The following is a 14,162-nucleotide window of genomic DNA, read 5'->3' as shown; positions in this document are numbered from 1 at the left end:
GCACCTTCCCATTCGCTTAATTTGTATCTTGCGAGATGACATCATCAAGTCGCTTGGAGAATTCCTCCGCAGCGTTGACCCCCATCCGTTTCAGGCGGTAGTTCATCGCCGCTACTTCGATAATGACAGAAAGGTTACGTCCTGGACGTACAGGAATCGTCAACTTCGTCACATCCGTATCAATAATTTTCATGGTCTCTTCCTCAAGGCCGAGACGATCGTAAGTTTTGTCTTGATCCCAAATCTCGAGATCAATGACAAGTGAAATACGCTTGAAGTTACGTACGGCACTCGCTCCAAATAAAGTCATGATGTCAATGATGCCGACACCGCGGATCTCCAGCAGATATTCAATTAGCTTTGGTGGATGCCCAACGAGCGTGCTTTCGCCCTCTTGACGAATTTCCACACAATCATCCGCTACAAGGCGATGGCCTTTCTTAACTAGTTCCAAAGCCGTTTCACTCTTACCGACGCCACTTTTTCCGGTAATGAGCACACCGATTCCGTAAATATCGACCAATACCCCGTGCACAGCTGTCGTCGGAGCGAGCTGGCTTTCCAGGAAGTTTGTTAATAAGCTGGAAAAGCGGGTAGTGGTCATGTTCGTCCCGAGTACCGGCACATGTTTTTCAGAAGAGGCAATGACCAACTCTTCCGGCACGTCGACGCCGTGGGATACGATGATAGCAGGTGTATCTTCTGCACACAATTTCATCATCCGGTCAAGACGTTCCTCAGGTTTGAGCATCGCAAAAAATGATAGTTCTGTTTTCCCAAGCAATTGCATACGATTTGCTGGATAATGAGTAAAATAGCCTGCCATCTCTAATCCCGGTCTCGAAATATCGCTGATGGCAATATGCCGCCCAATACCTTCTTCGCCGCTGATGAGTTTCAAGCCGAACATCTCCATCACTTGTTTCACTGTTACTTGTCCCATAGTTTTCCCTCATTCCCCCTGCTGCGCAAAATTCGGTCTTCCAATTAGCCCTTCTGTTTTGCGGTCGGTTTGTTTTCATTTTAACATGGAAAAAAAGAAATTGAAGAATTTCGTCCCCTTTCTCACCCTTTCCTTCTATATAAAGAATGAAAGGGGAGATATGTGATGAAGATTATCATTGATGCAGGACACGGGCCAGGGACATTCGGCAAACGGACACCAGATGGCAGGATGCGTGAGTTTCATTTTAACAGCGCGGTTGCGGAAGAAGTCAAAAAGCGGCTGATAGCAGAAGGATACATCGTGTTATTTAGCCACCAATTAGACCGCGATGTCCCGTTAAAAGAACGGACCCGCTTTGCTAACAGCTCTGGCGCAGAGCTGTTAGTATCGATTCATGCAAATGCCTCAGGAAATAACTATAGTCCAGCGCAAGGCATTGAAACTTTCATTTATCCGACTGCACCACAGCGCACGCAGAAGTTCGGTCGGCTACTCCAAAACTCGCTAATTGCTTCGACGCAACGGAAAGACCGCGGACTGAAAACTGCAGATTTCGCCATGCTGCGAGATACTGTTATGCCGGCTGTTTTAGTCGAGTGCGGGTTTATGACCCACCGTCATGAAGCAGCTCTACTGCAATCTGCCGATTACCGCATGCGTTGTGCACGCGCCATCAGTTTTGCAATCACTTGCATGGAACTAGAACGCTAAAAAGCCCAGTGGAGAAAATTCTCCACTGGGCTTTTTTCTTTGTTTAGTCGATCGTCAAATAACGTACCAGAATCGATCCGGTTTTCGTTTCACCGTAAACGAGCAATGGCCCGGCAGCAGACTCAACATCCCCGTTTTTCGTGAAATGCATTTTTTTCTGCATAAACTGGCCTTGTTCATGGCTGCTATTGATGTCCGACAGCATAACGTCCATACGACCAAGATTAGAAGAGACTTCCCCTCTCAGTGCCAAATGCTGCGGAATGTAGATTTCCACATTGCCGGCCAAAGTCTTCGCTTCGAGTTTCTTCGCTTCTTTGCTGCGCGTCGTCGCGACAACATTGCCGTTTAAGGACTTCGCGTCAATGTCTTCGATGTCTCCATCGATATAAATGCGTCCATTCAAAGTTTCCGCTTCAACTTCACGGCCCTTCACTTCCATCATCTGAATCGGGCCATTGGCCGTTTCAAGCTCAGCTTCTTCAAATTGCATCGTTTTCAAGTCAATTTTCCCATTGGCGGTTTTGACTTTGATCAATGCGGAGTCGATGCGTTTCATAGTGAAACCACCATTGAATAAACGAACGACAATTTGCTCGAATGTCGCTGCTGGTACGTACAAGACAATATTTACTTGCGTTGTTTTCATATCGCTGATGATGCGCAATTTGCGTTCATCGGCAATGAAAACGAATTTCTCCAGAAAGTCCTGTTTAGCTTGCTCTGGTGATTCTGAACGGAATGCCTTAATGCTGCATTCTGCACGGATTGACCCGTCCTGTGAAGGAAATACTTCTAGTTGCCCATTCGCAATATCCGCAATAATGGTATGCAAATCTGCACTTTCTTCCGTAAAGGTATGTTCAAAACGGCTTGCTTCACCGAATGGCGAATCAAATTCCATCGTTTTCAGCTTATCAGCGGACGTCTGCATGAAATGCATCATTCGGTCGCCAAGTTCGTTGAAATCCTTGGACATGTTTTTGGAAAAGTTCTTGGAGAAATCCTTTGAAAAGTCTTTGGAAAACTTCTTGAACATGTCCTCAGGACGGAAGAATCCACGTTTGCCACGCGGATTGCGGTAGGTTTCGCGACTGTAATCTTTCGATGTATTGGCTGATTCCCCGCTGTCGACCGCTTTCAATAACTCAACTGCTTCACGTGCCGAGATCGTGCCATTTTCAACCATGTCCAAAATGCGTTCTTTTTCACTTTGCATATCGTTTGGCCTCCTCTTCGGATTCCTGCCTCAGCAGAAATTCCTGTCTACTTTAATGATACGTTTGGCCATGCGGAAAGTTTCACTTTGCCTTTCTTTTCTTGGCGCTTGCCTTTCCGACCAATTCTTCCATGCGTGCGCGGTCTCGCTCGAGAATCGGCTTCAAGTACATCCCTGTATAAGATCCCTCAACTTTGGCGATGTCTTCAGGTGTACCAGTCGCTAAGATTGTACCGCCTTTGTCTCCGCCCTCTGGACCAAGATCAATTAAGTAATCGGCCGTTTTGATGACATCGAGATTGTGCTCAATCGTCAATACCGTATCGCCATTGTCCACTAGCCGTTGAAGCACTTTCAACAAACGTGAAATATCATCGGCATGAAGACCTGTCGTCGGTTCGTCCAGAATATAAAACGATTTCCCATTAGAACGTTTATGAAGCTCCGAAGCCAGTTTAACACGCTGTGCTTCACCGCCCGATAACGTGGTCGCCGGTTGTCCGAGCGTCACATAACCAAGTCCGACATCGACAATGGTTTTCAGTTTGCGGTTGATCTTTGGAATATTCTCGAAGAATCCATAAGCGTCTTCCACCGTCATTTCCAATACGTCTGCAATGTTTTTATCTTTATATTTCACTTCCAATGTCTCCCGGTTATAGCGTTTGCCGTGGCAAATTTCACACGGCACGTAAACATCCGGCAAGAAATGCATTTCGATTTTGATGATGCCATCGCCGCGGCAGGCTTCACAGCGACCGCCTTTCACGTTGAAACTAAAGCGCCCTTTTTTATAGCCACGCACTTTCGCTTCGTTGGTTGTCGCGTAAACATCGCGGATATCATCGAACACGCCTGTGTAGGTGGCGGGGTTGGAACGAGGCGTGCGCCCAATCGGTGACTGGTCAATATCAATGACTTTTTCCAATTCGCCAATGCCTTCTACCGATTTATGACGGCCCGGTTTGGCGCGTGCACGGTTCAATTTATGAGCTAACGATTTGTAAAGGATCTCATTGATCAATGTACTTTTTCCAGAACCGGAGACTCCTGTGACCGCTGTAAACAAACCGATTGGAATATCGACATCGACATTTTTCAAATTGTTTTCGGATGCTCCCCGGATGGAAATCTTGCGGTCGTTCGGCTGTCTGCGTTCGACTGGCAACGGAATGAATTTCTTGCCGCTCAAATACTGTCCGGTTAACGACTTCTTGTTTTTCATCACTTTTTCCGGAGTTCCGGCAGCGATGATTTCGCCTCCGTGCACGCCCGCTCCAGGCCCAACGTCGATCAAATAATCCGCTGCCATCATGGTGTCTTCATCGTGTTCTACGACAATTAGCGTATTGCCGATATCACGCATGTTTTTCAATGTGTTAATCAATCGGTCATTATCACGCTGATGAAGGCCAATGGAAGGTTCGTCAAGAATATAGAGGACGCCTGTCAGCCGTGATCCGATTTGCGTAGCAAGACGGATCCGCTGGGCTTCCCCACCTGACAAAGTACCGGATGCGCGGTTCAGTGTCAGGTAATCGAGCCCCACATTGATGAGGAAACCGACACGTTCTTGAATTTCCCGGAGGATCATATTAGCGATTTGGCGGTCTTTTTCGGATAAGGTCAAGCTATCGAAAAACGCTTGCGCTTCCGTGATCGAATACTCCACCACTTGACCGATGTGCAGGTCATTCACTTTAACGGCAAGCGACTCTGGCTTCAACCGGTAACCTGAGCATGTCGGACACGGCTGCTGGCCCATAAATTTCTCCATCATGTCACGGATATAATCTGAACTGGTTTCCCGGTAGCGGCGGTCGACATTCGCGAGCACGCCTTCAAAGAAAATATGGCTGTCGCGGATTTTGCCGTAGTCGTTTTCATAACGGAAGCGGATTTTTTCACGATCGGACCCGTGCAAAATGATGTTGACCTGGTCTTCGGGCAATTCTTTCATCGGCACGTCCATTTCAATTCCGAAATGGCTGCATACCGCTTGAAGCAGTTGAGGGTAGTATTGGGAACTGGTCGGGCGCCACGGAGCGATGGCATGATCCGCGAGGCTAACGTCCCAATCGGGAATGACCAGTTCCGGATCAACTTCCAGTTTCATCCCGAGCCCGTCACATTCCGGACAAGCCCCAAATGGCGAGTTGAAAGAAAACATGCGCGGCTCTAATTCACCGATGGAAAATCCGCAAATGGGGCAAGCATGATGTTCGCTAAACAGCAACTCTTCTTCATCCATGACATCTACTAGTACGCGTCCTTCACCGAGGCGCAAGGCTGACTCTAACGAATCGCTCAAGCGCGGGGCGATTCCCTCTTTCATGATGACGCGGTCAATGACCACTTCAATGGAATGTTTTTTATTTTTATCAAGCGATATGTTGTCATCTAAATCGATCAGTTCGCCATTGACACGAACCCTTACATAGCCTTGCTTTTTGATGTCTTCTAGCAGTTTCACATGTGTGCCCTTGCGCCCTGATACGAGTGGTGCCAGCACTTGCATACGTGTCCGCTCCGGGTATTCGACTAAACGGTCGACCATTTGCTCGACTGTTTGCGACGAAATTTCAATGCCGTGGTTTGGACAGATTGGCTTGCCAATCCGCGCATACATAAGCCGGATATAATCGTAAATTTCTGTAACCGTCGCTACGGTTGACCGCGGGTTTTTGCTGGTCGTCTTCTGGTCGATCGAAATCGCTGGAGACAAACCTTCAATCAAATCGACGTCCGGTTTGTCCATTTGACCGAGAAATTGCCGTGCATAAGACGACAAGGACTCGACGTAGCGGCGCTGGCCTTCTGCATAGATCGTATCAAACGCCAGTGATGATTTTCCGGAACCGGATAAACCGGTCATGACGACGAGTTTGTCACGGGGAATCTTCACGTCGATGTTTTTTAAATTATGGGCACGCGCGCCTTGTATGCGTATCTCTTGGTTTTTCAAGTCCTATCATCCTTCCGCTTTCAATTCCAACACTGTATCACGAAGCTCTGCAGCCCGTTCGAAATCGAGCGCTTTTGCCGCTTCTTTCATCTCTTTCTCGAGCAAAGTGATGAGCTTCACGCGATCTTCTTTTTTGAGTTTCTTTCCTTCGACCGCTTTGCTGACGTACTCTTCCGCTTCTTCCGCTGCTTCTGTTGCACGAATGACGTCGCGGATTTTTTTCTTTATCGTTACTGGCGTGATGCCATGTTCTTCATTATAGGCTGCTTGGATGGTCCGGCGGCGTGTCGTCTCATCCATTGCTTTTTGCATGGAATCCGTCACGCGGTCCGCATACATGATGACATGGCCGTTTTCGTTCCTGGCAGCGCGCCCCATCGTTTGAATCAAGGAACGTTCTGAACGCAGGAATCCTTCTTTATCTGCATCGAGTATAGTCACCAATGACACTTCAGGAATATCAAGCCCTTCACGAAGCAAGTTAATGCCGACCAGCACATCGTAGACACCCATCCGCAATTCGCGAATGATTTCAATCCGCTCGAGTGTCTTGATCTCCGAATGCAGGTAATTGACTTTGACGCCTGCTTCCTTCAGGTAATTCGTTAAGTCTTCCGACATTTTTTTCGTCAAAGTCGTGACCAAGACGCGTTCACCACGTTCTTTGCGCTGCTGAATTTCATCCATGAGATCATCAATTTGTCCTTCAATAGGTCGAATTTCGATTTCTGGGTCCAGCAAGCCTGTCGGCCGGATGATCTGCTCTACCATTTCCGGAGTATGTTCGAGTTCATAAGGGCCGGGCGTTGCAGAAACGAATACCGCCTGGTCAATATGTTCCTCGAATTCATCGAATGTCAATGGACGATTATCCATAGCCGACGGCAGGCGGAAACCATGGTCGACTAGCACTTTTTTACGCGCTTGGTCACCATTGAACATGCCGCGGACTTGCGGTAACGTAACATGGCTTTCATCGACCACTAACAAGAAATCATCCGGGAAATAGTCAATCAAGGTGTAGGGTTGGGCGCCTGCTGGACGCAAGGTCAAATGGCGTGAGTAATTTTCGATACCGGAGCAGAAGCCCATCTCACGCATCATTTCCAAATCATAACGCGTGCGCTGTTCGAGGCGCTGCGCTTCGAGTAATTTATCTTCCGCTCTCATTTCTTTCAGGCGTTCTTCGAGCTCTGCTTCGATATTTTCGATTGCTCTGACCATCTTGTCTTCCCGCGTCACAAAGTGAGAAGCCGGGAAAATCGCAACGTGTTCGCGGTCGCCAATGATTTCCCCAGTCAAAGCATCGACTTCCCGTATGCGGTCGATTTCGTCACCGAAAAATTCCACACGCAAACAGCGCTCATCGCGTGAAGCCGGGAATATTTCGACCACATCGCCACGTACGCGGAATGTTCCGCGGATAAAGTTGATGTCGTTGCGTTCATACTGCACATCGACTAATTTTCTCAGCAATTGATTGCGCTCGATTTCCATCCCCTTGCGCAGTGAAACGACCAGTTCCCGGTATTCTTTTGGAGAGCCTAGACCGTAAATGCAAGACACTGAGGCAATAACGATGACATCGTCTCGCTCAAATAAAGAACTGGTCGCCGAGTGGCGCAATTTGTCGATTTCGTCATTAATGCTGGCATCTTTTTCTATAAAAGTATCCGACTGCGGCACATAAGCCTCAGGTTGATAATAGTCGTAATAACTGACAAAGTATTCCACAGCATTATCGGGGAAAAATTCCTTGAATTCGCTATAAAGCTGTCCAGCCAAGGTCTTGTTGTGTGCCATGACCAAGGTCGGTTTTTTCACTTCTTGGATGACATTCGACATCGTATACGTTTTCCCTGTACCGGTCGCACCAAGGAGAGTCTGAAACCGTTTGCCATCAATAATGCCTTGAGTCAATTGGGAGATGGCTTCCGGTTGGTCGCCAGCCGGTTCATAAGGAGCTTGCAGGTTAAATTCCTTTTTCATGGATAGGTCCTCCTGTGTTTTTCGCTACTTCTACTTTAACATATGCCCTAAAATTCCCCTAACAAAAAGCGAACGTATGTTTTTTCTAAGGATTTTCGGTTTGGTTCCTGCTGAATTGGCGGATTTTCCGTTCTTTCAAGTAGCCATTTACTTGATGAAGGCATAGAAAAACCGCCCGGAATCATCTCCGGGCGGTTTTGTTATTCTTCTTCCCGCTTCAGCTCTTGCAGCTGAGCAGTATATGTGTCGAAAGATTTGCGGTCATTATGATCCAGGGCTTCATCGATAAGTGCAAGCAATTGCGTTTCCTGTTGTTCGCGGTGTACATGCTTCAAGAACAGATCCAAATAAATCTCATTCAATAGCTTTTCCGCTTCCGTGATCTTTTTTGTTTGAGCCATCGCTTTCATGAAGTCAGCATAAGAATAATAGTTTTCCATTCTTCTTCACCCCGAATGCTTTTCATTAGTATACACGAAGAAACAAGAAAGAAGCAAGAGTTTTTTGAAAATTACAACGAGATTGAAAAAATAATTATTTTTAAAAATATTTATTGTGTATTTTCCATTTTTTATTATAATGATTTATGTAAAGTAAATTTAGGGGGTAAATATTCATGGGTAAGAAGAATCAATATCCTATCTCTTATACAATTTGCAGCAACACATATGCGCTGCTCCCGTATATGGATGGCCAGCGGCTCTTAACTCGAGTCATTGAAGACCGCAGTGAATTTCTGGTGGAGGAATCGGTCTATAAAATCGTGGCAAAGTCATGCTCTTTCTATCGAGGCTCTCTCGCTAGCGCTACACTCTACGCACAAAAAGCCATTGGCGTGAAACACAAACCGCCGATCATCGTTGGCGAGTATTACGGCAACCCGCTGATTTTCTTTCCTACTCACTCTCCGAAAAACAAGGATTCCATCTGGTTCAATTTCGATGCCATCGATTTGATTGCCGCGGATGACAGCGGTCGGGGCAGTTTGGTATCGCTTAGCAATGGCGTCGTCGTTCCTGCTGATATCTCTCCCATTGCGCTTCGAAACCAGCATTCATTTACCGGCTCTTTGCGCCGCTATTTCAAAAAAGCACAGCGCGTCCACAACCACCGAATGAACTATGTGACAAAACGGGCATTTCCACCTCGCAGCCAACAGCCACTCGATTAAAATGCTTGAGCGGCTGTTGTCAGATAAAGCCTCAATTGATCTTCAACGGCATTTTTCAAACGGATATTTAAATAGCGTCGATGGTCTTCATAACCGCCGTGGCAAAACACATATTCCGAGAAATTGTCGTCTTTACTTCCCCGCCTAACCTTCATGCCATTGGCCCTCATCAATTCGATGATCTCAGCCAGATCCCCCCTAACCTGCTCGATCGCCCGGTCCAGCAATTCCACATAGGGGGCTTTCAGTTTGAACGGACTTTTTTTTACCCATTCGCGATCCCGCTCTAAAATGAGGAGTACCATCGGCAATTGCACCCGCTTCTCAAAAACGGCTATTTCCGCCCTTGAAATCAGGGGCATATCCTCACCCCCCTAACCATTAGGAACAAGTGTTCTTATTTTCATTTTACTCGGGAATCTTCAAATTGCAAGAGGCGCTAGTTAAAAAAGAACGATTTTATTTGCTTTTTTGCTATGTCAGAAGGACCGGCCGCCTGTTATGTCCATATTAAAAAACGCCTTTTCGGCATACGGGTTCGAAACCTGCATGCCGATAAGGCGTTTTTTATCTGATAGCGCGGAACGCCCATAGCGACCCGACGAAAAAGACTGACGAAACCCATAGGAACGGTTCGTGCCAGAACCATACGGATAGTGAAATGCCGGAAAATGATAGCAGCGAGAAGATGCCGGCGAACATCCGACTTTGTAAATTTCGCTGATGTTCCCGTTCTCTGCCTTCCTTATTTTCTAAGTAATGACGGATGCGTTCCGGCTCATCAAGAAAGTTGATGAGTTTTTTTGGGAATGCCCGTGCTGGCCCTGTCGAATTGAGGATCCAGCGAAAGACGTCTTCCTTGCCGAAAATCCCTTTTCCTTCCCTCTTGGTCGACGCCCACTCCAATACACGCGGACGCGCAAGTGCGAAGAGGTCAACTTTAGGATCCAGCACATGCAAGACACCCACGAAAATCGAGGTTGCCCGGCCAAAAAAGGCAAATTCCGCCGGCAGTTGCACTGGCTGTGTACGAACAATATCCTGCATGTCTTGCAATAAGCGCTCAACAACAAAGCTGTCCATCTGCATTAATTCGTTTGATTCGTATGCAGCGACTAGCCGCTCGACCGCATCTGCCAGTAAGTCGCGGTCTGCATTCGGCAGCAGGAAGCGCAAGTCTTCCAAACCATCGAGCACTTGTTCATAGTTTTTGAACAGGATGCCTTCCGCAATCAGCAGAATCGCCTGTGAATCGCGCTCAGAGATCGTGCCGATCATGCCAAAATCAATCAACACGATGGTGCCATCTGGCTTCAATAGAATATTGCCGCCGTGTGGGTCGGCATGGAACTGTCCGCCATAAAGCACTTGCTCTAAAAACAGGATAAACAGCCGTTCCGAAATTTCATGGCGGTCAAGGCCATGCTCTTCGATAAAACTGACATCGGTAATTCTTGCCCCTTCAATCCATTCCATCACCAGCACGCGGCGCGTCGTGTATTCATCGTAATACACTGGGATGTGGACGCCGGACATTTCCGCAAAGCGGTCGGCAAAAGCGCGACCATTCTGCAGCTCCCGGACAAAGTTCAATTCAGCGCCAATCGTTTCCGTCATCTCGACATATAATTGATCAAAATCAACTTGCTTCGTGAACGGAGTGAATTTCTTGGCGAGCCAGATGACAATGCGCATCGCTTGGAAATCCGCACGGATAATGCGATCCGTTCCCGGGCGCTGGACTTTGACAGCAACTTCGGTCCCATTTTTCAAGCGCCCTTTGAACACTTCGCCGATGGAGGCAGAAGCGATGGCCTGGTCCGATAATTCGTCCAAGTAGTTACCATGCTCGACATTCCATTCCTGCTCGAGCACGTCGATAATATCTTTTCGTGGCACGGATGGCACACGGTCCGTCAATCCCTCGAGCTCCGCCAAAAAGCTCGGCGGCATGATATCTGCCCGGGTCGACAGGAATTGACCCAATTTAATCATTAAGCCGCCCAGCTTGAGCGCTAATTCCTTGTATTGTTTGGCCTGGCGGGTGACGAGCTCATTCCAGCGCTGTTCGACAACTGGAGTCCACTTGCAAATAAAATTGGATCGCCATGGAAACGATGCGGTAAATACGCAGATATGTAACCTGGTTCATGAATGAGCTCCCCCCTGTTGTTCCCATTATAGAGTTTGGTGACAGATTAGTCCAAAAAGTGGTATGTTTTTAACGGATGGATTATCAAAGGGGGATGGATATGGAAACGATTCATTATGAACAAAAAGGAAATTTGGCCTTCATTACGTTGAACCGGCCCGATGCAATGAATGCATTCAATTACGATATGCTTGCGGAACTTGGGCAAGTGGCAGAAGCAATCCGCATCAATCCGGATATCCGTGTCGTCGTCTTCACTGGCGCTGGCCGCAAGGCGTTCAGTGTCGGGGCTGATTTGAAAGAACGCAAGACCTTAACGCAAGACCAGGTCAAGCGTAATATTTACAAAATTGGCGAAGTGTTCACGACCATCGAGAACTTGCCGCAGCCGACCATCGCTATGATCAATGGCTATGCCTTTGGCGGTGGGATGGAACTCGCCTTGGCCTGTGATTTCCGCATTGCCACAGACGATACACTTCTTGGCTTGACCGAAACGAGTCTTGCAATCATTCCAGGCGCCGGCGGCACGCAACGTTTGCCAAGATTGATCGGGGAAGCGAAAGCAATGGAGCTAATCTTGACGGCACGCCGCTTGAAGTCTGCAGAAGCGCTCGACTATGGGCTCATCACCCGCATGGCAAAAAGTGAGGACTTGGCGCAAGTGACGGGTGAATTTGCGGATTCGATCCTTGCCAACGGGCCGATTGCATTGCAACAGGCCAAATTTGCCATCAAAAACGGCATGAATGCCGATATGCAGACAGGGCTTCAAATCGAACGCAAAGCATACGAAATCACGATCCCGACAGAAGACCGTGTCGAGGCGTTACTCGCATTCGGCGAGAAACGCAAACCGGAATTCAAGGGGCGCTAACCCAAAAAGGCCAGGCGGAGAAAACTCTCTGCCTGGCTTTTCTTCTATAATTAGAGCCGCTCCATCCAGCCGGTAATTTCCTGCAAGCGTGCAAAACGCAAATTCGGTTTGCCGGTGCGCGACAGATTATGGTCGGCTTCCGGGAAACGGACGAATTCGGTTTCCTTATGCATGCTCTTCAAGGTGATGAACAGTTGCTCCGCTTGCTCGATCGGGCAGCGGTGGTCGTTTTCCGAATGCAAAATAAGCAGTGGCGTTTGGATATCTTTCGCATATTTCAGCGGGGAATGCTCCCACAATTTGTCTACATTGTCCATGGCAGCGCCGTGCTGCCATTCGCTGAAATAATAGCCGATGTCCGAAACCCCGAAAAAGGAAATCCAGTTACAGATCGAACGCTGCGTGACAGCCGCTTTAAAACGGTCGGTATGCGAGACGATCCAGTTGGTCATGAAACCGCCGTAGCTGCCGCCGGTTACGCCGAGCCGCTCTGTATCCACCCAGTCATTGCCTTCGATAACGCTATCAAGCGCCCCCAAGATATCCCGGTAATCTCCGCCGCCGTAATCGCCGCGTACCGCGTCGACAAAGCTTTGGCCATAGCCGTGGCTGCCGCGCGGATTGACATATAGGACACCATAGCCGCTTGCAGCAAGCAGCTGCATTTCATGGACGAACGTATTTGCATACATCGCGTGCGGCCCGCCGTGGATATTGACGACGAGCGGATATTTTTTATCTGCTTCGAATCCGCGTGGCTTCATGAGCCAGCCATGTACACTAAAGCCGTCTTCCGTTGTATGCGAGACGGAAGACGGTGCAATCATTTCCGTTTGCTCGAGATAATTTGCATTGCAGGCAGTCAGTGCTTTGCGCTCTCCTGTCGAGATGGCGAGTTTGTAAAGTTCTCCAGGAGACACCGGGTCACTGATCGCGGCCAGCGCGAAACTGCCGTCTCTAGCGATATCATAGCCGTAGACATGCTCATCTTCAGGAGAAGCCGGATATACCGCGCCATCAAGCGAGGCGAAATACAGGCGTACATCGCCTTCCGTCGACACCTGGAAATATAAATGGTCATCTTGCGTCCAGACGACGCCGGGCGCCTGCGCGCCTTGTTGATGGTCCGCCACCACATAATCACCGATCGGGGCATCGATGCCTTCTGTCAGGCATTGCGTCGTTTGAGTTGCTGCCTCGTAGACATACAATTCCGTGTGCGTGGCATTTTCGTAAGTGCGTGAGTGGCCGACAAATGCCAAGTGTGCATCATCGAAAGAGAATATGGCGTCCCCGTAATAACCGTCTTGTTCGATGATGGCCGTGTCTTCCCCCGTTTCCAAATGGCGCATATAAAGCGACTGGCGGAAAACGCAATCTTGGTTTTCTTCTTTAGCCGACCCATAGACCAATTTCGTTCCGTCATGGGAAATGGCTTCCAAGCCAAAATGATAAGAGCCTTCCGTTAGTTGCTCTACTTTCTCGGTTTCCAAATCCACAGAGCCGATTTGGCGGTGATAGTCCTGCTTGACTAATCCATTGCCGTCCATTTTGTATTTCATGAGCGTCGTGCGATACGGTTCAGGCTTTTTCTCTTCACCTTCGTCCTTTGATTCTGCATCCATCAATGTTTTGCCATCCTGCACAAGCGCATTGACCCAGATTTTCTTATTGCAAGGCGACCAACGGAAACTGCTCACGCTTTTTTCAAAATCCGTCAAAGCGCGTGCTTCCCCGCCACTTGCTGGCAAGACATGCAATTGATTCTTGCCACTGCGGTCAGATAAAAAGGCGATATGACGGCCATCTGCTGACCAGGCGGGTTGACTATTACGGCTTGTTCCGTAAGTCCATGGAGTGGTCTCTCCGGTTTCTAGCGAAATATGGTGGACATGCGAATAGTATGTATTGTCTTTTTCATCCATCTTTGTCTGAACAAATACAGCCCGTTTTCCGTCCGGTGAAATCTTTGGATCTGTCACGGATACGAGTTCGAGTAAATCTTCTATTTTCACAGCTTGTTTTGACACATGCTCAGCCTCCTGGATATCTATTTCGATTATCGGAACAGTTGCCTTTTCACTATATCGATAATTGTCTGTCTTTTCAATTAAAATTCTCCTAAAACATGG

At 48.1% G+C, this 14,162-nt stretch carries 11 protein-coding genes; 3 read left to right on the top strand and 8 right to left on the bottom strand.

Annotation, left to right across the window (positions count from 1 at the left end; all coding sequences use genetic code 11):
• Positions 1 to 16: 16 nt before the first annotated feature.
• Positions 17 to 943, bottom strand: coding sequence for an HPr(Ser) kinase/phosphatase (gene hprK, locus AY633_RS14170; protein WP_068461317.1), 927 nt, complete (start codon positions 941 to 943; stop codon positions 17 to 19).
• A gap of 165 nt (positions 944 to 1,108) precedes the next feature.
• Between hprK and AY633_RS14165 the strand changes: the two genes are divergently transcribed.
• Positions 1,109 to 1,657 carry an N-acetylmuramoyl-L-alanine amidase family protein gene (locus AY633_RS14165; RefSeq protein ID WP_068488903.1) on the top strand — a complete coding sequence of 183 codons (549 nt, stop codon included), beginning with the start codon at positions 1,109 to 1,111 and terminating at the stop codon, positions 1,655 to 1,657.
• Positions 1,658 to 1,700: 43 nt separating this feature from the next.
• On the opposite strand, the gene AY633_RS14160 is transcribed toward AY633_RS14165, so the two are convergent.
• The 4 genes from AY633_RS14160 to AY633_RS14145 all read right to left on the bottom strand — a co-directional run bounded on the left by AY633_RS14160 (position 1,701) and on the right by AY633_RS14145 (position 8,270).
• Positions 1,701 to 2,876, bottom strand: coding sequence for a DUF4097 family beta strand repeat-containing protein (locus tag AY633_RS14160; RefSeq protein WP_068488902.1), 1,176 nt, complete (start codon positions 2,874 to 2,876; stop codon positions 1,701 to 1,703).
• A gap of 82 nt (positions 2,877 to 2,958) precedes the next feature.
• Complete coding sequence (uvrA, locus tag AY633_RS14155; RefSeq protein ID WP_068461311.1) at positions 2,959 to 5,841, bottom strand: excinuclease ABC subunit UvrA; 2,883 nt, start codon at positions 5,839 to 5,841, stop codon at positions 2,959 to 2,961.
• A gap of 6 nt (positions 5,842 to 5,847) precedes the next feature.
• Positions 5,848 to 7,830 carry an excinuclease ABC subunit UvrB gene (gene uvrB, locus AY633_RS14150; protein ID WP_068488901.1) on the bottom strand — a complete coding sequence of 661 codons (1,983 nt, stop codon included), beginning with the start codon at positions 7,828 to 7,830 and terminating at the stop codon, positions 5,848 to 5,850.
• A 200-nt stretch (positions 7,831 to 8,030) separates the two neighbouring features.
• Positions 8,031 to 8,270, bottom strand: a complete 240-nt coding sequence (locus AY633_RS14145; protein WP_058381274.1) for an IDEAL domain-containing protein — start codon at positions 8,268 to 8,270, stop codon at positions 8,031 to 8,033.
• Positions 8,271 to 8,446: 176 nt separating this feature from the next.
• Between AY633_RS14145 and AY633_RS14140 the strand changes: the two genes are divergently transcribed.
• Positions 8,447 to 9,001: a competence protein ComK gene (locus AY633_RS14140; protein ID WP_068461306.1), complete on the top strand. Its 555-nt coding sequence runs from the start codon at positions 8,447 to 8,449 to the stop codon at positions 8,999 to 9,001.
• Here AY633_RS14140 and AY633_RS14135 read toward each other — a convergent pair.
• Positions 8,998 to 9,363 carry a hypothetical protein gene (locus AY633_RS14135; protein WP_068488900.1) on the bottom strand — a complete coding sequence of 122 codons (366 nt, stop codon included), beginning with the start codon at positions 9,361 to 9,363 and terminating at the stop codon, positions 8,998 to 9,000. The genes AY633_RS14140 and AY633_RS14135 overlap by 4 nt on opposite strands.
• 205 nt (positions 9,364 to 9,568) lie before the next feature.
• Complete coding sequence (locus tag AY633_RS14130) at positions 9,569 to 10,996, bottom strand: ABC1 kinase family protein (protein WP_260804584.1); 1,428 nt, start codon at positions 10,994 to 10,996, stop codon at positions 9,569 to 9,571.
• Between the two features lie 257 nt (positions 10,997 to 11,253).
• Here AY633_RS14130 and AY633_RS14125 point away from each other — a divergent pair, with 257 nt between their 5' ends.
• Complete coding sequence (locus tag AY633_RS14125; protein ID WP_068488899.1) at positions 11,254 to 12,030, top strand: enoyl-CoA hydratase-related protein; 777 nt, start codon at positions 11,254 to 11,256, stop codon at positions 12,028 to 12,030.
• Between the two features lie 50 nt (positions 12,031 to 12,080).
• Here the strand turns inward: AY633_RS14125 and AY633_RS14120 are convergent, their stop codons facing one another.
• The gene (locus AY633_RS14120) at positions 12,081 to 14,060 is read right to left on the bottom strand and encodes a S9 family peptidase (protein ID WP_068488898.1); all 1,980 of its coding nucleotides are present in this window, start codon (positions 14,058 to 14,060) and stop codon (positions 12,081 to 12,083) included.
• Positions 14,061 to 14,162: the final 102 nt, after the last annotated feature.

The organism is Planococcus maritimus, from assembly GCF_001592825.1.
GTDB classification, from domain to species: Bacteria; Bacillota; Bacilli; order Bacillales_A; family Planococcaceae; genus Planococcus; species Planococcus maritimus_C.
The sequence above is the reverse complement of the archived record's forward strand: the minus strand, read 5'-3'. Positions and strand labels throughout refer to the sequence as shown.